This is a genomic window from Mycobacterium sp. WMMD1722 (assembly GCF_049315205.1).
Taxonomy (GTDB): Bacteria; Actinomycetota; Actinomycetes; order Mycobacteriales; family Mycobacteriaceae; genus Mycobacterium.
Map to the genome: position 1 here is coordinate 765813 of NZ_CP186056.1, position 23776 is coordinate 789588.

General features: G+C 67.4%; 17 protein-coding genes. 11 read left to right on the top strand and 6 right to left on the bottom strand.

Going from position 1 to position 23776, the window contains the following annotated elements:
* Positions 1-26: 26 nt before the first annotated feature.
* Genes ACN27E_RS03510 through ACN27E_RS03520 form a run of 3 tightly spaced genes read right to left on the bottom strand, consistent with a single transcriptional unit; the run spans position 27 to position 6292 of the window.
* Positions 27-2948 (bottom strand): RND family transporter, encoded by a 2922-nt coding sequence (locus ACN27E_RS03510; RefSeq protein WP_422746619.1) that lies wholly within the window; start codon positions 2946-2948, stop codon positions 27-29.
* Between the two features lie 42 nt (positions 2949-2990).
* Positions 2991-5870, bottom strand: coding sequence for an RND family transporter (locus ACN27E_RS03515; protein WP_422746620.1), 2880 nt, complete (start codon positions 5868-5870; stop codon positions 2991-2993).
* A complete protein-coding gene (locus ACN27E_RS03520) occupies positions 5867-6292 on the bottom strand; it encodes an MmpS family transport accessory protein (protein WP_422749577.1) in 426 nt (141 codons plus the stop codon). The genes ACN27E_RS03515 and ACN27E_RS03520 overlap by 4 nt, the downstream gene beginning before the upstream one ends.
* A gap of 695 nt (positions 6293-6987) precedes the next feature.
* Here ACN27E_RS03520 and ACN27E_RS03525 point away from each other — a divergent pair.
* Positions 6988-8508 carry an MFS transporter gene (locus tag ACN27E_RS03525; RefSeq protein WP_422746621.1) on the top strand — a complete coding sequence of 507 codons (1521 nt, stop codon included), beginning with the start codon at positions 6988-6990 and terminating at the stop codon, positions 8506-8508.
* 8 nt (positions 8509-8516) lie between these two features.
* Here ACN27E_RS03525 and ACN27E_RS03530 read toward each other — a convergent pair whose 3' ends face one another.
* Positions 8517-9929, bottom strand: a complete 1413-nt coding sequence (locus tag ACN27E_RS03530; protein ID WP_422746622.1) for a hypothetical protein — start codon at positions 9927-9929, stop codon at positions 8517-8519.
* A 365-nt stretch (positions 9930-10294) separates the two neighbouring features.
* Between ACN27E_RS03530 and ACN27E_RS03535 the strand changes: the two genes are divergently transcribed.
* The 8 genes from ACN27E_RS03535 to ACN27E_RS03570 all read left to right on the top strand — a co-directional run bounded on the left by ACN27E_RS03535 (position 10295) and on the right by ACN27E_RS03570 (position 18131).
* On the top strand, positions 10295-11284 hold the full coding sequence (locus ACN27E_RS03535; RefSeq protein WP_422746623.1) for a sulfotransferase family protein: 990 nt from the start codon (positions 10295-10297) through the stop codon (positions 11282-11284).
* Positions 11285-11304: 20 nt separating this feature from the next.
* Complete coding sequence (locus ACN27E_RS03540; RefSeq protein ID WP_422746624.1) at positions 11305-12561, top strand: glycosyltransferase; 1257 nt, start codon at positions 11305-11307, stop codon at positions 12559-12561.
* 61 nt (positions 12562-12622) lie between these two features.
* Positions 12623-13588: an ATP-binding cassette domain-containing protein gene (locus ACN27E_RS03545; RefSeq protein WP_422746625.1), complete on the top strand. Its 966-nt coding sequence runs from the start codon at positions 12623-12625 to the stop codon at positions 13586-13588.
* Positions 13585-14337 carry an ABC transporter permease gene (locus ACN27E_RS03550; RefSeq protein WP_422746626.1) on the top strand — a complete coding sequence of 251 codons (753 nt, stop codon included), beginning with the start codon at positions 13585-13587 and terminating at the stop codon, positions 14335-14337. The genes ACN27E_RS03545 and ACN27E_RS03550 overlap by 4 nt, the downstream gene beginning before the upstream one ends.
* Positions 14334-15125, top strand: coding sequence for a hypothetical protein (locus tag ACN27E_RS03555; protein WP_422746627.1), 792 nt, complete (start codon positions 14334-14336; stop codon positions 15123-15125). Before ACN27E_RS03550 ends, ACN27E_RS03555 begins: the two co-directional genes overlap by 4 nt.
* Before the next feature lie 84 nt (positions 15126-15209).
* On the top strand, positions 15210-16022 hold the full coding sequence (locus ACN27E_RS03560) for a TylF/MycF/NovP-related O-methyltransferase (protein WP_422746628.1): 813 nt from the start codon (positions 15210-15212) through the stop codon (positions 16020-16022).
* Positions 16023-16052: 30 nt separating this feature from the next.
* Positions 16053-17051 (top strand): Gfo/Idh/MocA family protein, encoded by a 999-nt coding sequence (locus tag ACN27E_RS03565; protein ID WP_422746629.1) that lies wholly within the window; start codon positions 16053-16055, stop codon positions 17049-17051.
* An 81-nt stretch (positions 17052-17132) separates the two neighbouring features.
* Positions 17133-18131 carry a Gfo/Idh/MocA family protein gene (locus ACN27E_RS03570; RefSeq protein WP_422746630.1) on the top strand — a complete coding sequence of 333 codons (999 nt, stop codon included), beginning with the start codon at positions 17133-17135 and terminating at the stop codon, positions 18129-18131.
* A 22-nt stretch (positions 18132-18153) separates the two neighbouring features.
* On the opposite strand, the gene ACN27E_RS03575 is transcribed toward ACN27E_RS03570, so the two are convergent.
* On the bottom strand, positions 18154-19785 hold the full coding sequence (locus tag ACN27E_RS03575) for a GMC oxidoreductase (RefSeq protein ID WP_422746631.1): 1632 nt from the start codon (positions 19783-19785) through the stop codon (positions 18154-18156).
* Positions 19786-19936: 151 nt separating this feature from the next.
* On the opposite strand from ACN27E_RS03575, the gene ACN27E_RS03580 reads away from it, so the two are divergent.
* On the top strand, positions 19937-21217 hold the full coding sequence (locus tag ACN27E_RS03580) for a glycosyltransferase (protein WP_422746632.1): 1281 nt from the start codon (positions 19937-19939) through the stop codon (positions 21215-21217).
* Between the two features lie 69 nt (positions 21218-21286).
* On the opposite strand, the gene ACN27E_RS03585 is transcribed toward ACN27E_RS03580, so the two are convergent.
* Positions 21287-21991 carry a rhamnosyl O-methyltransferase gene (locus ACN27E_RS03585; protein ID WP_422749579.1) on the bottom strand — a complete coding sequence of 235 codons (705 nt, stop codon included), beginning with the start codon at positions 21989-21991 and terminating at the stop codon, positions 21287-21289.
* A gap of 371 nt (positions 21992-22362) precedes the next feature.
* Between ACN27E_RS03585 and ACN27E_RS03590 the strand changes: the two genes are divergently transcribed.
* The gene (locus tag ACN27E_RS03590) at positions 22363-23745 is read left to right on the top strand and encodes a nucleotide sugar dehydrogenase (protein WP_422746633.1); all 1383 of its coding nucleotides are present in this window, start codon (positions 22363-22365) and stop codon (positions 23743-23745) included.
* Positions 23746-23776 lie beyond the last annotated feature (31 nt).

The window sequence follows — 23776 nt, forward strand, 5'->3', positions numbered from 1 at the left end:
CGTGTCAGCCCGGCGGCGTTGCGATGTCAGCCCGGCGGCGCCGGGAAGGGGTCGGTGATGGCGTCGTCGGACTGGCCTTCCTTGCGCAACAGGGTGGCCCGCACCAGCGGACGCGGTCCGATGTCGCGCAGCATGCGGCTGGCCGGACGGGGACGTACGACGAGTGGCCACCAGAACCACCGGCCGAGCAGCGCCGCGATCGACGGGGTCAGAAACGCCCGGACCACGAGCGTGTCGAACAGCAGACCGAGGCCGATGGTCGTGCCCACCTGACCGATGACCTGAAGATCGCTGAAAACCATTGCGGCCATGGTGAATGCGAACACCAGACCGGCGTTGGTGACGACCTTCCCGGTGCCGCCCATGGCGCGGATGATGCCGGTGTTGATCCCGGCGCCCAGCTCTTCCTTCATCCGCGACACCAGCAGCAGGTTGTAATCCGAACCGACGCCCAGCAACACGATGACCGCCATCGGCAGCACCATCCAGTGCAGATCGATGCCGAGGATGTACTGCCAGATCAGCACGGACAAGCCGAACGACGCGCCCAGTGACAGCGCGACCGTACCCACGATGACCAGCGAGGCGATCAGACCGCGGGTGATGAGCAGCATGATCAGGAAGATCAGGCACAGTGCGCTCACCCCGGCGATCAGCAGATCGTATCTGGACCCTTCCTGGAAATCGTCGAATGTCGATGCGCTGCCGGCCATGTAGATCTTCGCACCGCGCAGCGGTGTGGTCTTGAGGGACTCTTCCGCCGCGGCCTTGATGGCGTCGATGCGGGCGATGCCTTCGGGGGACCCCGGATCACCCCGGTGCGAGATGATGAACCGCGCGGCCTTCCCGTCGGGGGACAGGAACGAGCTCATCGCGCGCTGGAAATCCGGATTCTCGAACACCTCCGGCGGCAGATAGAACGAGTCGTCGTTGTTGGCGGCGTCGAACGCCTGTCCCATGGCCGTCGCATCGCGCGTCGAGTCGTCCATCACGGCGAAGGTCCCGGACATGGTGGCGTGCATCGTCAGCAGCATGTCCCGCATGGATTTCATGATCGCGATCATCCGCGGCATTTGCGCCAGCAGCTGCGGGAGCACCTCGACGAAACGATCGAGTTCGCCTTCGAGTTCGTGCAATTTCCCGGTGATCGCGTCGATGGTGTCGATTGAGTCGAAGAGGCTTCTCAGCGACCAGCAGATCGGGATGTTGACGCAGTGCGGTTCCCAGTAGAAGTAGTTGCGGATCGGCCGGAAGAAGTCGTCGAAGTTGGCGATCCCGTCACGGACGTCGTCCATCACGAGGTTGAGGTCGTGCATCAGCTTGACCGAGTTCATCGTCACGTCGGTGATCTGACGCTGCAGGTCGTACATCTTCTGGGCCAGCACGATCTGCCGGTCGATCATCTCGGCCTGGGCGTACATATCGGCCACCCGGCCGCGCATGTGCTCCATCATCTGCTGCTGACCCGCGGTCTGCATGCTGATCAGAAACGGTATCGAGGTCCGTTCGATCGGTGTGCCCTCCGGGCGGGTGATTCCCTGCACCCGGGACACTCCCGGGACTGCGAAGATGGCCTTTGCGATCTTGTGCAGCACGATGAAGTCGGCCGGATTGCGCATATCGCGATCGGATTCGACGACCAGGATGTCGGGCATCATGCGCGCCTGGGAGAAGTGCCGGTCGGCGGCGGCATAGCCCTGATTGGCCGGAACATCGTGCGGGATGTATCGGCGGTCGTCGTAGCTGGTGCGGTAGCCGGGCAGGGCGATCAGGCCGACGAGCGTCACGGTCAGCGTCGCGACGAAGATGGGCCCGGGCCATCGGACGATCGCGGTACCCACCCGACGCCACCGCCGGACGGCCATCTTGCGGCGCGGATCGAACAGCCCGAACCTGCTGCCGACGGTCAACACGGCCGGCACCAGGGTGAGTGCGACGCCGACCGCCACCAGCATGCCGACCGCACACGGCACACCGATCGTCTGGAAGATCGGCATCCGGGTGAAGCTCAGGCACAGGAGCGCACCGGCGATCGTCAGCCCGGAGCCCAGGACGACCGGCGCCACGCCACGAAAGGTCGTGTAGTAGGCCGATTCGACATCCTCACCGGCCTGACGCGCCTCCTGATAGCGGCCGAAGAAGAAGATCCCGTAATCGGTGCCGGCTGCCATCGCCAGGGCCACCAGCAGGTTGATGGCGAATGTCGACAGCAGGAACACGTCGTGGTGACCGAGGAAGGCCACGATGCCCCGGGCGGCGAACAACTCGATGCCCACGGTGATCAACAGCAGGACGACCGTGGCGACCGACCGATAGACGATCATCAGGACGACGAAGATGATGACCGCGCCGATCAGCGTCATCTTGAGGATGGAGCTCTCACCGCTGTGTTGCATATCGGCCAGCAGCGGAGCCGCTCCGGTGACGTAGACGGTGACGCCCGGCGGCGGCGGCGACCGGTCCACGATGTGGTGGACCGCGGCGACCGATTCGATCCCGGTGGACGATCCCTGATCGCCGACCAGATTCAGCTGGACGTACACCGCCTTGCCGTCGGGGCTCTGCGCTCCGCCGGCGGTCAGTCGATCGCCCCACAGATCCTGCACGTGCTCGATGTGCTCGGGGTCGTCACGCAGATCGCGGACCAGTCCCTCGTAATAGCTCCGGATGTCGTCGCCGAGCGGTTGTTCTCCCTCCAGCACGATCATCGCCGTACTGTCCGAATCCGACTCGCCGAAGACCTGACCCATCCGCGACATCGCCTCGACCGACGGTGCGTCCTTGGGACTCATGGGCACCGACTGCTCACGGCCCACCTGCTCGAGGGACGGCACCCCGAAGGTCACCACCAGCGTGAGCGCCGCCCAGGCGAGGATGACAAGGGGGGCCAGCAGGCGGATCGTGCGGGCCACCAGCGGCCGTCGCCTGCGGAGCTGATGTGTGCTCACCGCGCGCTCACCACCACCGCCACCACCGGGACACCGCCGTCACTACTGTTGCGGGTTCTGCAGCAGGGCCCGTACCAGTGGACGAGCTCCGGTGGGGCGCAGCAATGCGCTGGCCGGCCGCGGACGCACCTGTTGCGGCCACCAGAACCACCGGCCCAGCAGGGCGGCGATCGCGGGAGTCATGAACGCGCGCACCACCAGGGTGTCGAAGAGCAGGCCGATCGCGATGGTCGTGCCGACCTGACCGATGCTGCGCAGATCGCTGACGACCATCGAACCCATGGTGGCCGCGAAGACCAGCCCGGCCGTGGTGACCACCTTGCCGGTGCCGCCCATGGCGCGGATGATCGCCGTGTTGATCCCGCCGCCGAGTTCGTCCTTGATGCGGGCGACCAGGAGCAGGTTGTAGTCCGACCCGACAGCCAGCAGGGTGATCACCGTCATCACCAGCACCGCCCAGTGGATCTGGACGCCGAGAACGTATTGCCAGACGAAGACACTCAACCCGAACGCCGCCCCGAGCGAGATCAGCACGGTGCCCACGATGACCAATGCGGCGATCAGACTCCTGGTCATCATCAGCATCACGATGAAGATCAGACAGATGGCGGCGACGACGGCGATCATGAGGTCGAATTCGGACCCCACCACGAGGTCTTTGGTGATCGCGGCGGTCCCGGTGAGATAGACCTTGGACCCCTCCAGCGGCGTCCCTTTGAGCGCTTCATCTGCGGCGCTGGTGATTTGATCGACCCGCGAGATGCCCTCGGCCGAGGCCGGGTCCCCGTTCTGCATGATCAGCATGCGGACCGCCTTGCCGTCGGGCGACAGGAAGACGTTCATTACCCGCTTGAAGTCCTCGTTCTGGAAGACCTCCGGCGGGATGAAGAACGAGTCGTCGTTCTGAGCGGCGTCGAACGCCTTGCCCATGGCGGTGGGATTCTCACCGGTGCCGTTCATCTGGCCGAAGATGCCGTCCATGGTGCTGTGCATCGTGAGCATCATCGTGCGCATGTTCTGCATGATCGCGATCATCTCGGGGAACTGACTGACGATCTGAGGCAGCAGCGCGTCGAGCTGGTCGAGGTTGTCCACCAGGCTGTCCAGCTTCGCGCTGAGCTGATCGACGCCGTCGAGCACGTCGAAGACGCTGCGAATCGACCAGCACAGCGGGATGTTGAAGCAGTGCGGTTCCCAGTACAGATAGTTGCGGATGGGCCGCCAGAAGTCCTCGAAGTCTGCGACGTTGTCTCGCAGCTCGGTCGTGATCTCCTGCATCTCATGGGTTTTGGTGACCATGTCGTGCGTGGTGGTCACCATCTGCTGCATCAACCCGTTCATGCGTTGCATGATCGCGATCATCTCGGTCATCATGTCGGCCTGTTGCAGCAGATCGTTCATGCGCGATTTCTGGAACTGCATGAACTGCTGCTGGCCGGCCTGCTGCATGCTCAGCATGTAGGGAATCGTGGCGCGGGCGATGGGGATTCCCTCCGGGCGGGTGACCGCCTGGACGTTCGAGATGCCGGGGACGGCGAGCACCGCCTTGGCCAGCTTGTGCAGGATCAGGAAGTCGGCCGGGTTCCTCAGGTCGTGGTCGGTCTCGACCATCAACACCTCCGGCGTCATCATCGCCGAGGGTGGGAAATGCCGGGCGGCGGCCGCCAGGCCGGCGTTGGCCGGAATGTCGTCGGGCAGATACTTCTGATCGTTGAAGCTGGGTTTGAATCCCGGCAGCGCCAGCAGCCCCAACAGGGTGATGGCCAGGGTCGCCACCAGAATCGGTGCGGGCCACCGCACGATGGCGGTACCCAGCCGCCGCCACCCGCGCACCGCCAGGTTGCGTTTGGGGTCGAAGAGTCCGATACGGCTGCCCAGGGCCAGCGTGGCCGGGAACAGCGTGAGCGCCACCGCGACGGCGACCACGACCCCGATCGCGGTGGGCAGCGCCATCGCATTGAAAAGCGGCAGCCGGGTGAAGCTCAGACAGTAGAGAGCGCCGGCGATCGTCAGCCCCGACGCCAACACCACCTTGGCCACGCCGCGGTAGGTGGTGAAGTAGGCGGTCACCCGGTCCTGACCGGCCTGACGCGCCTCCTGGTACCGCCCGATGAAGAAGATCCCGTAATCGGTGCCGGCCGCAATGCACAGGGCCACCAGCAGATTCACCGCGAATGTGGTCAGCCCCAGCATGCCGTGGTGGCCCAGCAGGGCGACGACTCCGCGCGCGGCCTGCAGTTGCATGCCGACCACCAGAAGCAACAGCAGGACGGTGAACACCGATCGGTAGACCAGGAGCAGCATCACGAAGATCACGGCGATACTCACCGCGGTCACCAGGATGACGGTGCGATTGCCGCTCTGTCCGACGTCGGCGGCGATCGCCGACGGCCCGGTGACATAGGCCTTGACCCCCGGGGGTGGGGGGATCTGGTCCACGATGTGGCGGATCGCGGCCACCGATGCGTTGGCCGACGCCTGCCCCTGCTCGCCGGCCAGACTGACCTGCACATAGGCCGCTTTGCCGTCGGCGCTCTGAGCCGCGCCCTGCGTGAGCGGGTCACCCCAGAAGTCTTGGATGTACTGGACGTGCTCGGTGTCGGCGCGCAGTTCTCCGATGATGGTGTCGTAGAACTCGTGGGCGGCTGCGCCCAGGGGTTCCTGCCCCTCCAGCACGATCATCACCACACCGGCACCGTCGGGCGACCGGAAGGCCTCGCTCATCCGGTCGGCGGCTTTGAGCGACGGCGCATCGACGGGGTTGAGCGATACGGAGTGCTGCTGTTCGACCTGTTCGAGCGACGGAACGCCGACACTGAGCGCGACGATGATGGCCAGCCACGCCAGGACGATCAGCGCGGAGAATCGGTGAATCGTGCGCGCCACGAACGGACGCCGGTTCGGCAGCTGGTGATTGCTCATGCGGCCTTCAGCAGACACGACGTGAACGTGCTCACCTCATGAGTGGCGATCTTCTCCGCTTTGACGATGTCGTCCACCAGGATCCGGCATCCGATGCTCTCGCTGTCACCCTGGGCGGCAATGCTTCCCACGCCTGCGGCGCCGGTGATCGGGAAGCTCAACGACCACGGGAGCGGTACGCCGTCCAGGAATTGGGGGTCCCCGTTCTCGTTGAAGTAGCTGATCTGTGCGGTCGTCCCGGCGGGGCCGAAGACCTCGTATTTCAGGTATTTGGGATTGACTGCGGTGCTGGAGTTCCCGGCGGTGTCGCCGTACGGCAGCGAGGTGTCCGAGCCGAAGATCCCGTGCAGCCGGGACACGGTGAATCCGCCGGCGGCAATCACGACCGCGATGACGAGCGGGATCCACAGCCGTCGAAACAATGCGAACAATGCGGCACCGGGCTTGCGGCGACGGCGCGGCCGGGCGGACGTCGGTGCGGGTGTCGCGGCCGGGCGTCCGGCGTCCGGGGCGCTTGCGTCGTCGATATCGGACGGCGCTGGCTCAACGTCGGGCAAGCTGCCGTCGACCACCGGACCCACCTTCCACCTTCCCACCGGGCTTCGCGCCTGGCGCTCTGCCAGGCCGTTGACTCGCACGCCACGCTGATCCGCCGCAGGATTCTCGGTGCGGCAGGGAGGTGTCCGCCGCCGAGCACGTCAAGGGGAGTGCGCGCATTTGACGCGTAAGTCAATCACGATGGCCGTCACCGTAGCGGCATTTTTCGCAAACGCGTGCGTGTCGTCACGAGCCGGTGAGTGACGCGGCGTTGTCTGGGGTGCTGTGCGTCCACCGCTGACCTCGACGGTAGCTGGTCAGTGCCTGTGAGCTGGGCGTTTGACCATGCGGGTGCCGATCGGGCCGGACCTGCGAATTTGTCGCGGCAAAGATTTCTCGGTCGCGGGGCCGGGGTGCGGTGCACGCTGACAGCCACCCCGCGCCACACCCGGCAATCTTGCGGGCGGCGCGCCACATAATTTTCGTTAGCGTCACATTTGGACGTCGACACCGCCGCCGAGGCTGCTAGAGTCGTCCGCTACAGCGGAGGGAACACGACGCGCAGAGCGGGGCTCTATCGATGCCGGCCGAATCGACCGCGCTGCAGGCAACCGGGAAGTACGTCCCGGGTTGGCTGCGCTCTCGTCGCTTCCTGGGCCCGGTCGTGGCCATCGGTGGCATCCAGTTGATGGCGACGATGGACGGGCCGGTCGCGATCTTCGCGCTCCCGGAGATCCAGAACGATCTGGGGTTGTCCGACGCCGGGCTCACCTGGGTGGTCACGGCCTACATGCTTACCTTCGGGGGCCTGATCCTGTTGGGGGGTCGGCTCGGCGACACATTCGGCAGGAAGCGCACGTTCATCGGCGGGGTCACGCTGTTCACCATCGCCTCGGTGCTGTGCGGTGTCGCCTGGGACGGCGGTTCGCTGGTGGTCGCCCGATTGCTGCACGGCGTGGCCGCCGCAGTCGTCACCCCGACCTGTATGGCACTGGTGGCCACCACCTTTCCGAAAGGCCCCACCCGCAATGCGGCGACCGCGGCCTTCGGCGCGATGGCCAGTATCGGTGTGGTGCTGGGGCTGGTGGTCGGGGGGACGCTCACCGGGGTCTCGTGGCGATTGGCCTTCCTGGTCAACGTGCCGATCGGATTGCTGGTGATCCATCTGGCCCGCACCATGCTCGAGGAGACCCAGAAAGACCGGGTGAAGCTGGACGTCGGCGGTGCAGTGTTGGCCACCCTGGTCTGCGGAGCAACGGTTTTCGGTCTCTCGATGGGTCCCGAGCGGGGCTGGACGTCGGCGGCCACGGTGGGTTCCGGTGTGGTTGCGGTCGCGGCGTTCGCCGCCTTCGTCGCGGTGGAACGGTCGGCGCACAATGCGATCGTTCCGTTCAGCCTGTTCACCGAACGCAGCCGACTGGCCACCTTCGCGGGAATGTTCCTCGTCCGGGGTGTGGGTTTCACCATGACCGTGCTCATCGCGGTCTACGTGCAGAACGTCATGGGCTATTCCGCGTTGCGAGCCGGTATCGCCTTCATCCCGTTCACCATCGCCATCGCCCTGGGTGTGGTGGCGGCGTCGCGGTTGGTGACGTGGTTCTCCCCGCGCGCGGTGGTGCTCACCGGGGCCGTCCTGATGGCGGGCGCCATCGGCTACGGCGCCGCGACGCTCGGACCGGGAGTGTCTTACTTCCCCTATCTGGTCGTGCCCATCGCCGTCGGCGCCGTCGGTGTCGGCATGGTGGGCGTGCCGCTGGGCCTGGCACTGATCGCGAGTGTCGACGTGGATCGGATCGGACCCGCATCGGCCATCGCGGTGATGCTCCAGACTCTCGCCGGGCCGTTGGTCCTGGTGGTGATCCAGGTGGTGATCACCTCGCGGACACTGCAATTGGGCGGCACCACCGGACCCGTGGCCGCGATGAACCAGAGCCAACTGCACGCCCTCGAACAGGGCTACACGGACGGTCTCATGTGGCTCACCGCGGTAGTGGCGCTGTTGGGTGTCTCGGCGCTGTTCATCGGATACACCGCCAAGCAGGTTGCGCACGCGCAGCAGGTCAGCGACGCCGCGGAGCGGCCCGCGGGGCCGTTCGGCTGATCAGAGGGTCACTCGATGTCGCCGGACAGGTTGAATTCGTCGAGCACCTGTGCCGTCAGCCCACGCAGATCCGCCTTGGTGGACACCGTGGCGGGTTGGAATCCGCACAGGTAGATGGTGACCAGATTGATCTCCATCGCCGTTCCGTAATAGACATGCAGCTGACTGCCGATGCGCTCGAGCCGGCGCCCGGTGAGGTGCTGGCTCGCGCCGCGGGCGAAGGCGACGTCGCACAGCGTGCCGTCGGGCCGGATGGCGGCCGGTCCGGTGTCGCCGAGGTTGGAGCAGACCGCGGGCTGCTCCGGATCGTTGAGTGCGTACTCGGCCAGCTGCCGCCAGCCGCGCGCCGGGGTGAACGGGGTCAGCGCAACGAGATCGGCCGCCTCGTCCGGTGTCTCCTGTGCCGCCTTGAGCGCCTGTTTGACGGCGGCACGGGCGCTGCGGAGATCGCCGGTGACCGTCGTCGGGTCGATACCGACCCGGATGAACTTGACGGCGATCGCCCGCGCATCGTCGGCCGTGGTCCGGTCGTTGACGGTGAGCAACATGCTGACACCGTCCGCGGTTCCGTGAGTGCGACCCATCCGCTCGTCGAGCTTCGCGGTGAACGCCGCGGCCAAGGTGCCGGCCGTACCGCCGAGCCGTTCGGCACACGCCGACCACTCGTCCAACGGGATCCGCACCCAGGCGCTGGGGGCGATGACCGGGTCGTCGGAACCGGCGGTGGGCATGGCGACGGTCGGGGCCGGATGCGACCGCTCGGCGTCGCGCGCACGACGGCGGGCTTCCCGGGCCGCTGCCGAGAGCGCCCGTCCGACGCTCGGAGCGTCCCGTAACGTTTCGCCGAGATCCTGCGCCAGAGCCGGCAGAACGGCGCGGGACCGGGGCGGCGGATAGTCCAGCGGGCGCGGCAAGTTCATCAGGGCCTCGGTGACCGCGATCGCGGCGCCGATCCCGTCGATGACGTAGTGGGACAGCACCAGGCTGACCGCCGTGGCGCCGTCGGCCAGGGGCGTGACGCTGATCCGCCAGCCCGGTCCCGACTCCGGATCGATGGGGAGCTGGGTGCATTCGTCGAACCAGTCGGTGAGTGCGGAGCGGGGGCGGACACCCAGGGAGATGTCGAGGCCGGGGGGGTGCGGGTCTCGCACCCAGCGGTGCCGGCCGAACGGCAGCGGCGAGCGCTCGATGAGCCGCCCCAGTAAGCCCTGCGCCAGCCTGGTCCGGAAGAGCTCCAGATGATCGAGGTCCACGGCCCGTTCGTACACCCAGCCGACCTGCATCACCTCACGCTGCCCGGCGGCCCGATGTCCTTCGTAGAAAGCCTGGTCCAACAGTGCCAGGCGATGATCGGCGCGGGCCGCGCCGGTGACCGGGCTGCGATCCGAAGGTGTTCGGCCCGAACGTATCTGCACTGCCACGACTGCGCCTCCATGACCATGGGATCCATCCGCGGCGCTCGGCGAAGCCGCCGTTTGGCCATTGGTGAGCGCCGCCGCGCGTCCAGTCGCGGCGGGTACGGATCGTTGTCCTCGGCATCGAGGGTAGCCGAGTCGGGCGGACCGTACCGGCAAAATTTGCCATGACGTCAATCGATACCGGCACTTGGGAGTTCGAGGACGTGGCCGGTGTGCTCGTTTCCTTGCAGAAGGAACCGCGGTATCCCTATCCTGTCGCCGTGCACAGCTGCCACCGCGATGCCGCGGAGCGTCCGACCGCCAGTGGCGGAGACTCGACGTCCCGGTCGGGTGTCCATCCCGACCGTCGCGACCCGCGTCGCTGACGGATGTTCCCCGAGCGCCAGGACGCGCACACCCCGACCGGCACCCGCCCCGTGGCCCTGTTCGTGTTGGGTTTCGGCCGGTCGGGGACCTCGGCGTTGGCACGGGTGCTCGCGCTGTGCGGTGCGGCGCTGCCGCGGCGACTGCTGGGCGCCACCAGGGACAATCCGCGCGGATTCTGGGAACCGCGGGCCGCGATCCACCTCAACGAGGAGATCCTGCGCAGCCGGGGCAGCTCCGCTTACGACCTCGCGTTGGGCGCCGCGGACCGGACAGGCGCCGGAAGCGATCAGGTCTGGGTGCGCAAGATCGCGTCGTTCTTCGCCGCTCTGCCGCCGGAGCCGCTGGTGGTGATCAAGGAACCGAAGATCACGGCGCTGATCGACCTGTGGTTCGAAGGGGCGCGCTCGGCCGGCTTCGATGTCGCGGCGGTGGTCGCACTGCGACACCCCGCCGAGGCGTCGGCCTCGATCGAGGAACGTGCGCGACGGCAGATCTACGTGCGGTCGTCGCCCGAGCTGGCAAGCGCCTGGTGGCTCAAGTACACCCTGCTGGGCGAGCGGGACACCCGCGGTGTGCCGCGGGTGATCGTGGAATACGCCAATCTGCTCGAGGACTGGCGCCGGGAGGTCAAGCGCATCGGCACCGCCGTGGGCGTCGATCTCGGTACCGCCGACGAGAAGGCGGTCGACGAGTTCCTGAACCCAGGCCTTCGGCACCATCGGCACAGCGGCCCGGTGCCCGAACCGTTCGGCACGGACTGGGTGTCCTCGGTCTACGAGGCGCTCGGCGCCGCCGCTCGCGACGAACCGTGGGATGAGTCCGTCCTGGACCGGGTCTACGACGCATACCTGGCCGGCGAGCGCGGTTTCCGCATCGCCACCGAGGATTCGCAGCGCTATCGCCGCCTGAACCGGCTGATGCTGCCGTCGCTGGTCAAAGTCGGACTCGAGGTTCTCGCGCTGGCCCATCGGCGCAGCGGGACCTGGTCCTGACCCGGCGCGCGGAGGTCGCGGTGCGCATCGTTCTTGCTTTCTACGGCACTCGGGGCGACGTCGAGCCCGGCATCGCGCTCGGCCGCGAGTTGATGCGTCGCGGCCACGATGTGTGCATGGCCGTCCCGCCCGATCTGCTCGGCTTCGCCGAAGCCGCCGGCCTCACGGCGGTCGAGTACGGGCCCGACAATCAAGCGTGGCTGGAATCGACGCGCGACCTCTGGTCGCGCGTTTTCCGGAACTTCTGGAGGGTCGACGAGGTCAAGCGGTTACTGCGGGAGTCGCGCGAGCCCGGCACCCGCGCATGGGCGCAGATGAGCACCGTGATGGCGAGTCTGGCCGAGGGTGCCGACGTGCTCGTGACCGGGATGAGCTATCAGGAACTGGTGCTCAACGTCGCTGAGTGTCAACGGCTTCCGTTGGCGACGGTGCTGTGGTTCCCGGTCCGGGTCAACGGGCACCTGCTGCCGCATCTGCCGCCGCGGGTGCTCCGGGCGGCGATGCGGACCTACGACTGGCTGGTGTGGCGCGGTGTCAAGAAGGTGGAGGAGCGCCAACGGCGGGAACTCGGCCTCCCCGCCGCGGCGGGTCCGGCGCCGGCGCGACTCGTGGCCCGCGGGGCGCTCGAGATCCAGGCCTATGACGACGTGTGCTTCCCGGGCCTCGCGGCGGAATGGGCCCCCCTGCGAGCGCAGCGGCCGTTCGTCGGCACACTGACCCTGGAGGCGCCCACCGAGGCCGACGCCGACGTCGTCTCGTGGATCGCGGCGGGTACCGCTCCGATCTTCTTCGGCTTCGGCAGCATCCCGGTCGAATCCCCGGCCGACACCCTCGCCATGATCGGTGCGGCCTGCGCCCGGCTGGGCGAGCGAGCTCTGGTCGGCGCCGGATGGAGCGACTTCGGCGACGTGCCGCTGCCCGGGCACGTGAAAGTCGTCGGCGCGGTCAATTACGCGACGATCTTTCCGTTGTGCCGTGCGGTCGTCCACCACGGCGGCGCCGGTACCACCGCCGCCGGTCTGCGCGCCGGGGTGCCCGCGCTCATCCTGTGGATGGCCGACGTCCAAGTGATGTGGGGCGCGGCGATCAAACGACTCGGAGTGGGTGCCGCGCGGCGGTTCTCGTTCACCACCGAGAAGAGCCTGGTGGCCGATCTGCGGACCATCCTGGCCCCGGAGTGCGGGGCGCGCGCCCGGGCGGTCGCGGCCCGGATGAACTCGCCGGCCGACAGCGTCGCGGCGGCAGCCGACCGGCTGGAGGAGTTCGCCGCGCAGTGAGAAGTGTCGCTTACGTCAATTCACGGTCGGCCGGCCCTCGACCCGCCTACGATCGGCACTCGTGATCGAGGTGGACCGCGTCGCCAAGACGTTCGGCGGGAACGTCCGCGCGCTGCACGACGTCAGTTTCTCGGTCCCGACCGCAACGGTATGCGCGGTGCTGGGACACAACGGCGCTGGCAAGACGACGACGATCAAGATCCTGTCCACCCTGCTCCGACCCACCTCGGGGCGCGTCCGGGTGGCGGGGTACGACGTCGTCGCCGAACCAGCCAAGGTGCGGGCCAGCATCGGCGCCACCGGGCAACTCGCGGCACTGGACTGGCAGCTGACGGGGCGGGAGAACCTCGTGTTGTTCGGCCGGCTGCGCGGGCTGCGGCGCAAACGCGCGCAGGAGCGGGCCGACGTGCTGATCGAGCAGTTCGACATGGCCCACGCGGCCGACCGGCGGGTCATCACCTACTCCGTCGGTATGCAGCGGCGCATCGACATCGCCGCAGCCCTGGTGATTCCCCCGCAGGTGCTCTACCTCGACGAGCCGACGACCGGGCTGGACCCGCGCAGCCGTCGCGCGGTCTGGGATCTGGTGTCGGGGTTGAAGAATCAAGGCGTCACCGTGCTGCTCACCACCCAGTACCTGGAAGAGGCCGACCTGCTCAGCGATTCGGTGGTCGTCATCGACCATGGCCGCGTCATCGCCACCGGAACCGCCGAGGACCTCAAACATCGCGTCGGCTACAGCTACTGCACCGTCAGTCCGGTCGACCCGGCCGATCTGTCCAGAATTCGCCTGGCGGTGGCCGATCTGGACGGTGTGGAAGCCGACGCCGAAGCCAATACGGTCTCGGTGCCGGCACCCACGGGTGTCGCCATGCTCACTGAGGTGCTCCGACGCCTCGACCGGCTCGGTATCGATCTGGCCGACATCTCGCTGCGCAAACCCTCGCTCGACGAAGCCTTCCTCCAGCTGACCGACGGCGACACCCCGGCAGCTCCTGCCGTCGCCCGCGACAGCGCGAGCACATGACGGCGCTTGCCGCGCTGACCGAGCGCATGGTGATCGGAAAGCTGCGCGACGACCTGCCGTTCGCGATCCTGGCGCCCATCGGATTCTTCGTCGTCTTCCACTTCGCGCTGCGCAACGTGATCGACACCGGCGACATCACCTACGCCCAATATCTGCTGCCGGTCATCATCGTTCAGGTCATGCTGCTGGGCGCGTTGACCACCGTGGACACCGCTGCGGTGGACCAGCAGTCAGAATTCGGCGTGCGTCTGCGTACGCTGCCCATCCCGGTTGCTGCGCCGCTGCTGGCACGCATGCTGTACTGCCTGCTGCGCGGTGCCATCGCGCTGATCGTGGCGGTCACCGTCGGATACCTCTTCGGGTTCCGCATCCTCGGTGTCGGATACGCCGTCGCCTTCGCCCTTTTCGTGTTGGTCTTCACCTTGGCGCTGTCGTTGGGCGCCGACGCTGCGGGTGCCGGCATCGCCGGAACCGAGATGGGCCGAAGCGGTACCTCGAGCCAGTTGCTGCTGATCCCTCAGCTGCTGCTCATCATGCTGTCCAGCGGTATGGCGCCGGTCGAGTCCTTCCCCGACTGGCTGCACTCCTTCGTCCGCTACCAGCCTGTCTCCCAGGTGACCGAGACGCTGCGCGACCTGGCGGGCGGGCACGTGGTCGGCGAGAACCTCACGATCAGCCTGGCGTGGTGTCTGGGACTGCTGGTGCTCTTCGGCGCCTTGGCCGTTCGGGTGCAGCGGCGATCGGAATGACCACTACCGAGCAGGTGCGCAGCAATCCGGTGACCGAGAGTCTTGTGTTCGCCGGCCGGCTGTTCACGCATTGGCGGCGCCAACCGACGGTGCCCGTGCAGTCGCTGCTGTTCCCGACCTTCCTGCTCATCACGTACTACCTGCTCGTCGGCGAGTCGGTCATGAACGTCACCGGGCAGGACAGTCTCTACGGGCTGGTGCCGACCTGCGCGGTGGCCGGGGCGATGTTCGGCGCACTCGCCGCGTGTATGAACGTCTGGATCGAACGGGACGTGGGACTGCTGGGCCGGCTGTGGGTGCTGCCGGTGCACCGATACAGCGCCCTGGCCGGACGGTTGATCGCCGAAGCGGTCCGCACCCTGGGCGCATCGGCCTTGATCACGTTGGTGGGCGTCGGGCTGGGTCTGCGATTCCGCGGTGGGTGGCTCGACATGGCGCTGTATCTGGCGGTGCCGGTGGTCGTCGGGGTGATCTTCTCGGCCGCCCTGATCGCCATCGCCGTGCGCACGGCCAACAGCGTGGCGTTGATGTGGTTCGCGGTGCCGGCCATCAGCGCGGTGTTCGCCAGTTCGGGATCGCCCCCGGTCGAGCTGCTTCCCGCAGGAGTCCGGCCGCTCGTCGAGTATCAGCCGATGGCCGCGACCATCGGCACGATGCGCGCACTGGCCCACGGTGATCCGGCAGGTTGGCCGATGCTCCTGACGGCGGTGTGGGCGGTGGCACTGGCCGCGGTGATCCTGCCGGTCGCCGTCTACGGCTATCGCGCCGCGGCCGAGAACGGACCTTAACTAACTTTTGCGTCAATTTTGGCGAACAGGTGGGGCCCGGCTGTCTACACTCTGCGCGGGAACCCACCTGAGATAGGGGCAGCTTTGACCGTCACCGGCTACGACGTCCGATCGCTGTATCTGGACCTGCTGCGTCGCAACCTCACCCGGTCCGGGATGCACGAGCGCATCCCGTCGCAATGGCCGCTGCGCCGCCGCCTGCTGTTCAAGGCGGTGAACACCGTCAGCCCGTTGCGGCTGGGCCTGAGCCCGTTCACCGAGAACAAGCGCGAGCTGGGCCTGGACTGGCCCGCCGAGGCCGAGACGATGATCGGGATGCAGCGTCTGACGAGTCTTCAGCACTGTGTCGAAACCGTGCTCGCCGAGGATGTTCCGGGCGATCTCGTCGAATGTGGCGTCTGGCGCGGGGGCGCGTGCATCCTGATGCGCGGCGTGCTGGCGGCCTACGGAGACGAGACCCGCAAGGTGTGGCTCGCCGACTCGTTCCAGGGCGTTCCGCGCTCCGACCCCGACAGCTATGCCGCCGACAAGGGGATCCGAGCCGACTTCGCCGCCGGCATCCTCGGGGTGTCCGAGGCGGAGGTCAAGGCCAATTTCGAACGTTACGGTCTGCTCGACAGTCGGGTGCGGTTCCTGCCGGGGTGGTTCAAGGACACCCTGCACGATGCGCCGATCGACCAGATCGCGGTGCTGCGGCTCGACGGCGATCTCTACGAATCGACGATCCAGGCACTGGATGCGCTGTATCCGCGGCTGTCGCCCGGGGGTTTCTGCATCGTGGATGACTACCGGGCGGTCAAGGCATGCGAGCGCGCGGTGACCAACTACCGCCGAGATCACGGGATCAGCGCGCCGATCGTCGATATCGACGGCACCGGTGTGTTTTGGCGCCGCTGAGCGCCGGCGTCGGATCATCGCCGCACGCTGTTGTCTGAGCGCAGAAGTCCGATCCGGGTCGGAATACTGGGAGCGGCGCGCATCGCCCCGGCCGCGTTGATCGAGCCGGCCCGCCACACCGCCGAGGTGGCGGTGACCGCGGTGACTGCCCGGCAGCGGATGCGCGCAGACGCGTTCGCCGCCCGGCACGCGATCGCCCGCGTGCACGGTGACTACGCGGCGCTGATCGCCGACCCGGACATCGACGCGGTCTACAACCCACTACCGAACTCGTTGCACGGCCGATGGACCCGGGCCGCCATCGCGGCGGGCAAGCACGTGTTGTGCGAGAAGCCCTTCACCGCCAACGCCGCCGAAGCACGCGACGTCGCGACGCAGGCGGCGTCATCCGACCGGGTGGTCATGGAGGCGTTCCACCACCGGTACCACCCGCTGATCCGGCGGGTCGAGGAGATCATCGCGTCGGGGGAATTGGGCGCCCTGCAGCATGTGGAGGCGACATTCTGCTTCCCGCTGCCGAAATTCGGCGACATCCGCTACGACTACGCGCTTGCCGGCGGCGCCACGATGGACGCCGGGTGCTACGCGGTACACCTGGTCCGGACGTTCGGCGGTTCCACTCCGCAGGTCGTGTCAGCGCGGGCGAAGGTGCGCGGACCGCGGGTCGATCGCGCCATGACCGCAGACCTGCGATTCGCCGCGGGGCACACCGGACGGATCCGGTGCTCGATGTGGTCGTCGGATGTTCTGCGGATCAGCGCCCGGGTGATCGGGGACCGGGGTGCGCTTCGGGTGGTCAATCCCGTGCTGCCGCACCTGTTTCACCGGCTGCGGGTTCGGTCGGCCGACGGTGATCGCGTGGAACGCTTCGGCAAGCGCACCTCGTACGCGTATCAGCTCGACGCCTTTGCCGCGGCCGTCCTACGGAAGGCCGCCTTTCCGACGACCGCACAGGACGCGGTGGAGAACATGACCGTCATCGACGACATCTACCGGGCCGCCGGACTACCGGTGCGGCACCCGGCATGAGAGCGGAGGACCACTGAGATGCCAGCACCCGACCGCAGTCCAAGCGCTTCCCCCGACGGTGGCCACTCCCGGCACCGGCCGATGTCCGACACCGTGGCGCCGGTGCGGATCGGCATCCTCGGCGCGTCGAGCTTCGCACCCACCACGATGATCAACCCGGCCCGGGACAATCCCGACGTCGTCGTCGCGGCGGTGGGCGCCCGGGACCAGCCGAGCGCCGACGAATTCGCCGCCGCACACGGTATCCCGCGTGCGCACGGCAGCTATGAGGCACTGATCGACGACCCGGACCTGGACGCCGTCTACGTGCTCGTGCCGACCAGCATGCACGGCAGGTGGACCCGGGCCGCGCTGGCTGCGGGCAAGCATGTGCTCTGCGAGAAACCGTTCACCGCCAACGGTGCGGAGGCGCGCGAGATCGCCCAGCTGGCGAGCAGGTCGGACCGCGTCGTCATGGAGGCGATCCAATTCCGCCACCACCCGCTGACGCTGCGGGTGGAACAGATCATCGCGTCGGGGGAGTTGGGCCGGCTGCAACTGGTGGACATCGCCCTGTGCGTGATGCTGCGGCCCTTCTCCGCCAACTGCTACAACTTCGACATGGCCGGCGGGGCCATGATGGACGCCGGCAGCTACGTGGCCAACATGGCCCGCACATTCGGCGGATCGACCCCGAAAGTCGTTTCCGCACAGGCGCGACTGCGTGATCCGCGGGTCGACCGGGCGATGAGTGCCGAATTGCGGTATCCCGGCGGGCACGTCGGCCGGCTGCGTTGCGCGTTGTGGTCGTCGAATCTGTTCCGCGCCAGCGCCCGGATCGTCGGAGACCGCGGCGAGCTGCGGATCCTCAGCCCCGCCGCGCCCCATCTGTTGCCCCTGCTGCGTGTCCGTTCGGCTGCGGGCAAGCGGGTCGAGCGCTTCCCACGCCGGGCGACCTACGCCTACCAGCTCGACGCCTTCGCGGCGTCGGTGCAGCGTGGTGTCCCGGTGCGCACGACACCGCAGGACGCGGTCGAGAACATGACCCTCATCGACGACGTCTACCGGGCGGCCGGATTACCGGTGCGCGAACCCAGCTGACGCCGCCGCGCGACCAGACCGGTCAGGCGAAGTGCGCCTGATCGATGTGGCCCGCGACGCGAAGGGCATTGGCGGCCACCGTCAGACTCGGATTCAGGCCCGCGCTGGAGGGAAAGAACGAGGTGTCGACGACGTAGAGGTTGTCGAGCTCGTGGGCCCGATTGTGCGCATCCAACACGCTGGTCGCGGGATCGGTGCCGAACCGGCAGGTTCCGCAGACGTGCCCGAGATTGGCGTTGTTGCGTCCACTGCCCAGCGACCGGCTGCGGAACGGGCTCAACAGCTCGTGGAACAGACGCATGAAGGCGCCGTGCCGTTCGATCTCGTTGGCGTGCAGCCGATAGTGGATCCGGGCGTGCGGGCGACCGCCGGCGGGATCGGGCGGCAGCACCCGGTTGTCCAGATAGGGAAGGTCCTCCATCATCGCCGCCAGGACCAGACCGCCGGTGAAGAACCGCTCGTAGACGCGGCGCACCACCGGCGTCATCAGGCGCAGTGCCCGACCCTGCGCGCCCGGGCGGTTGACCAGCCACTCCATCGGCGGGATCGCGCCGAAGGACTGTACCGTCCCGTATTTCTGGCCCTGGTGGAAATAGAAGTCGTTGAGGCCGATCTCCTTATTGGCATCGGTGATCGCCGAATCGGGCTGCGGCCAGATCTCGACCGGGTCCAGCAGGTGACGCATCAGATTGCGCCCGACCAGATCCGAGCTGTTGGCCAGACCCCGCGGCCACTGTCCGGACCGGGAAGCGAGCAGCAGCAACGGGGTGGCCAATGCCCCGGCGGCCAGCACCACCACTCGAGCGCGAAGGGTCAGGGAGCGGCCCTGGTGTGCGCAGATCACCTCGTTGACCCGCCGGCGGTCGGCCGCGAGGTGAAGCGCTCGGCAGTCGGTCAGCAGGTGCGCCCCGTACTCGGTGACGGCCGGCAGGACGCAGTTGCGCGCGGCGTCGTTCTTGCAACCGCGGTCGCACAGGTAGGTCTGGCAGGTGACGCAGCCGGCGGTGTAGTCGCATGCCATCGGCAGGTGGTAGGGGTGCAGGCCGCGGTCGGTCAGATAGTCGACGAGTGGTTGGTTGTCGGGTGAAAACGGCGGAGCAGCAGGTAAACCGACCGCAGCAGCCTCCGGTCGGAGCGGATCGGGCTGGCCGCGGACACCGAGCAGCCGCTCGGCCTGTGCATACCACGGCGCCAGCTCTTCGTAGCTCACCGGCCACGCTTCGGGCACGGTCGAATCACCCGGATCGGCGAAGTTCTGCCGCGGGGTGAAGTCCTGCGCGAAGAAGCGTTCGCAGACCATGCCGTAGAGCGCCGACGATCCGCCGGTGCCGCTGCCGATGAACGGAGTGAACCGCTTCGGGAAGCGTCCGCTGATGTCCTCTACCTCGTCGGTGGATCGACCCGCGCGCGCCAGGGCATCACGATAGGCAGCCACCGACCGGGCGGCCTGCGGTTCGGCCGACTCCGGCACCGCGGCGCGGATGGTGTCGGGAGCCCCCGGCAGTGTCGAGCGACCCTTCTCGACGAACAACACGCGGCGTCCGGACGCGGCAAGCCGGTGGCCCAGTACACCTCCGCCCATCCCGGTGCCGATGACGATGACGTCGAACACGGTGCGTTCCGCGTCGTGGACGTCGAATTCGCCGACAACCAAACTCGAGCTCCTCAACGTTGCGGCCCACGGTTCGGCCTGGTACTGGCGCCACGGCATCGTATCAACGAATGCTGACGACAACGTCAAAAAACTGGTGATAATGGTCGCGGCTTTCCCGGCGATCGGGCCAGACGAAAGGCGGAGACCTGCGATGAAGTTCGTGTTGTCGAGCTACGGGGGTCGCGGCGACGTCGAACCCGCCGTCGTGGTCGGCCGGGAGTTGCGCCGCCGAGGACACGACATCCTCATGGTCGTGCCGCCCAACCTCGTCGCTTTCGCCGAGTCGGCGGGTCTTGACACGGTCTCCTACGGCCTGGATTCCGCACCGATCCTGGACCTGCAGCGCCGATACTTCACCTGCTACTCACGTACCCCGTGGAAGCTGCGCGAGCTCAACGAAATGGCTCGCGAGACCGAGCAATTCGCGGCCCGCTGCTGGTCGTCGATGACCGAGACCCTGGCGTCGGTGACCGAGGGCGCCGACCTGCTGCTCACTGGCCTGATCTTCGAACAGCCCGCCGCCAACGTCGCCGAGCGTCGCGAACTACCGCTGGTCACCCTGCAGTACTTCCCGTGCCGCCCGCACGGCCAGTTGCTCCGGGCACTGCCCGGCCCGCTGAGTCGCCTGGTGATGAAGGCGAACGATTGGGCGGCCTGGCGGGGGACCCGCGTGGCCGAGAACGGCCAACGGCGCGCGCTCGGCCTGCCGGAGGCCTCCGGATGCGCCGCGCACCGGATCGCCGGGCGCGGCTCGCTGGAGATCCAGGCGTACGACCCGGTGTGCTTTCCCGGTCTCGCCGCCGAGTGGGCGCCCTGGAATGCCCAGCGTCCGGCCAAGCGGCCGTTCGTCGGGGCACTGGCACTGGCCACGCCCACCGACGCCGATGATGACGTCGCCGCGTGGTGCGGTCAGGGAAGCCCGCCGATCTTCTTCGGTTTCGGCAGCGTTCCGATCGGTTCGCCGGCCGAGACGATCGCGATGATCGCCGCGGTGTGCGCGCGCCTGGGCGAGCGCGCCGTCATCGGGGCCGGGGGCACCGAGGTGCGGGATCTTCCCCGGCTCGACCATGTGAAGGTGGTCGGCCAGGTCAACTACGCAGCGATCTTCCCGCGGTGTCGCGCGGTGGTGCACCACGGCGGAGCCGGGACGCTGGCGGCGGCTCTGCGGGCCGGTGTCCCGCAGCTGGTGCTCTGGACGCTACCCGACCAGCCGTTCTTCGCTGCGGCGATCAAACGGCTGGAAGTCGGTGTCGGCCACCGCTTTTCGACCACCACCGAGAGTTCGCTGGAACGCGATCTGCGCCGGATCCTGACACCGCGGTTCGCGGGGCGCGCCCGAGAGCTCGCACCGCGGTTGATCACCGCGGAGCGCAGTGCCGCGGCGGCCGCGGACCACGTCGAGGATTTCGCCCGCGTCGCCTGCCGGGTGTGACCCCGACGCGTTTGCCGACGACGGGCCGCGCGGTCCATTCGTGCCCGCCGGCCGGTGTGTGCTGGGCGTCTAGTTGCGGAGCAGGAACCCGTAGGGCGCAAACGTGAAGCCGAACTTCTTCTCCCGCTCGACGTCATGGGTGTAGTCGTCCGGAAACTCTTGTTCGTAGGTCTCGATCGCCTCGTAGGGACCCGGGCCCCAGCCGGGCAGTACCGGGTGGCCGTTGACGCACGAATCCTCCACCAGCAGGTAATCACCGGATGCGAGAAGCGGCCGCAGTAATTTCATCTCCGCCAGGACGTGCTCTTTGGAATGATCGCTGTCCAGAATGGCGAATATGGTGCCCGGGTATTCCTTCTTGAGCTGTTCGATGCGCAGTGCGATCGCCGGTTCGGTAGACGAGGATTCGATGAATTCGATATCGGGCTCGGCCATTGCCGCCGGATCGAGTCGCTGGTGGCTGATGTCCACCGACAACACCTTGAACGGTGCGCCGATACGCTGCATGACGTGCGCGAAGAACAGCGCCGAGCCACCCCGGTTCGAACCGAATTCGATGATCAGCGCGGGCTTCAGGTCGAACAGTATCTCCTGGTAATTCCACATGTCCGAAACGGACTTCCAGGTTTCTATCCCCAGCCAGGTGGTCTTGTTCCACACGAAGGTGTTGTAGTACCACTTGTGGTATTCCTCGGGTTCGGATCCGGTGGGCTGATACAGCACGATGGACACCGCGGAATTGACCAGCCGCCGCAATGACTTGAGGGTGTCCACCGCGATCCGCCCGGCAGCTTTCCCATCCAACTGGCCGGGTTTGTAGCTGGGTCCCTCGCGCCGAAGCGCCAGATTGGTGTGACCCGGATTGCGCTCTTGTTGTCTCTGACGCCGTAGCACGGCCGCAGAGTAACAGCAGCCGACGTCGTGCGTCGGCACACCGGGCGAACTCTGCGGCGCCGACCTCGGACCGCGGGTTCGCGCGTCGACCCGTGACCGGCCGGCCCGCCGAATGCCGGTGAACAGCTTCGCCAAAAACGCGAAACGGCGATGATTGACGGTAGCGTTAGTTAGACTGCCGCCGAGTCGGGACCGATCGCCTGACCGCCATCTCGCCGACTGCCGCGAGGGACTGAAAGGTGTGGTACCGCATGGCCAGGGGCGCATTCGGACGCAGCGACGCGGAGATCGACCTGATGGTCCGCGGCATGCGGTCCGGTATCGCCGTCGTGGGCTTCGGGTACATCGGCACGGTGATCGGCGCCGTGCTGGCCGACCGGGGGTGGCCGGTGACCGGCATCGACGTGCGCGACAGCGTCGTCGAGGACATCAACTCGGGCCGGACCGCGGTGGCCGAGCCCGGCCTCGGTGAACTGGTCGCCAACAGTGTGCGGAACGGGCGGTTGCGCGCCACAACGGATTTCGGCGCCATCGTCGACAACGACTTCGTGATCGTCAACGTCGGGACGCCGCTGGGGCCCGACTATGAACCCATCGTCGACGACATCGAGGCCGCGGCGCGTGCGGTGGGTGAGCATCTGCAACCCGGACACGTGGTGATCCTCAAGAGCACGGTGCCGCCCGACACCACCGAGACGCTGGTCCGGCCCATCCTCGAAGAGGCCTCCGGATTGCGAGCAGGGGTCGACTTCGGCTTGGCGTTCTGCCCCGAACGGCTCGCCGAGGGCCAGGCCGTTCACGAGCTCACGTCGATTCCCGTGGTGGTGGGTGCGGTCGACGAGCGCAGCGCCCGCGCCTGCGCGACGCTGTGGCGACATGCGCTGGGTGTCGAATCGGTGATCGTCGAGGACCCGCGGACCGCCGAGATGGTCAAACTCGCCGACAACCTGTGGGTGGACCTCAACGTCGCGTTGGCCAACGAACTGGCCAAGGTGTGCGACCGGCTCGGGATGGATGCGCTGCAGGTCATCGAGGCGGCCAACACGATGCCCAAAGGGGGTCACCCGGTGAACATCCTGCGTCCGAGCATGGGCGTCGGCGGTTACTGCCTGACCAAGGATCCGTGGTTCGTCAACCATCTCGGACAGTCGCTGGGGCTGGACCTGTCGATCCCGCGAACGTCGCGGACGGTCAACGACACCATGCCGGGATATACCTACTCGCTGCTGGGGCAGCTGCTGGCCGATCACGGTAAGACGGTCAGCACCAGCAAGATCGCGGTGCTGGGAATCGCCTTCAAGAACAACACCGGCGACTGCCGGTTGACGCCGACCAGACACGTCATCTCCCTGTTGGAGAAGTCCGGCTGCCAGCTCTGTATCCACGATCCCTGGGTGACCGACCAGGAGGCGCTGTCGGTCACCAGCCTCGCGCTGACCCCCGACATCGAGTCGGCGGTCAAGGATGCCGACGCAGTGGTGGTCCTCGCCGGGCACCGCGAGTTCCATCAGATCCCGCTGACCCGGCTGGCGGATCTGACCGCCGACGGGTGCGTGTTCCTCGACGGTCGCAACAGCTTCGACCCGGCTGCCGTGCGCGCCGCCGGATTCGCCTACAAGGGGATCGGCCGGTAGGTCGGATCGATCCGGTAGAGAAGAGAGAACA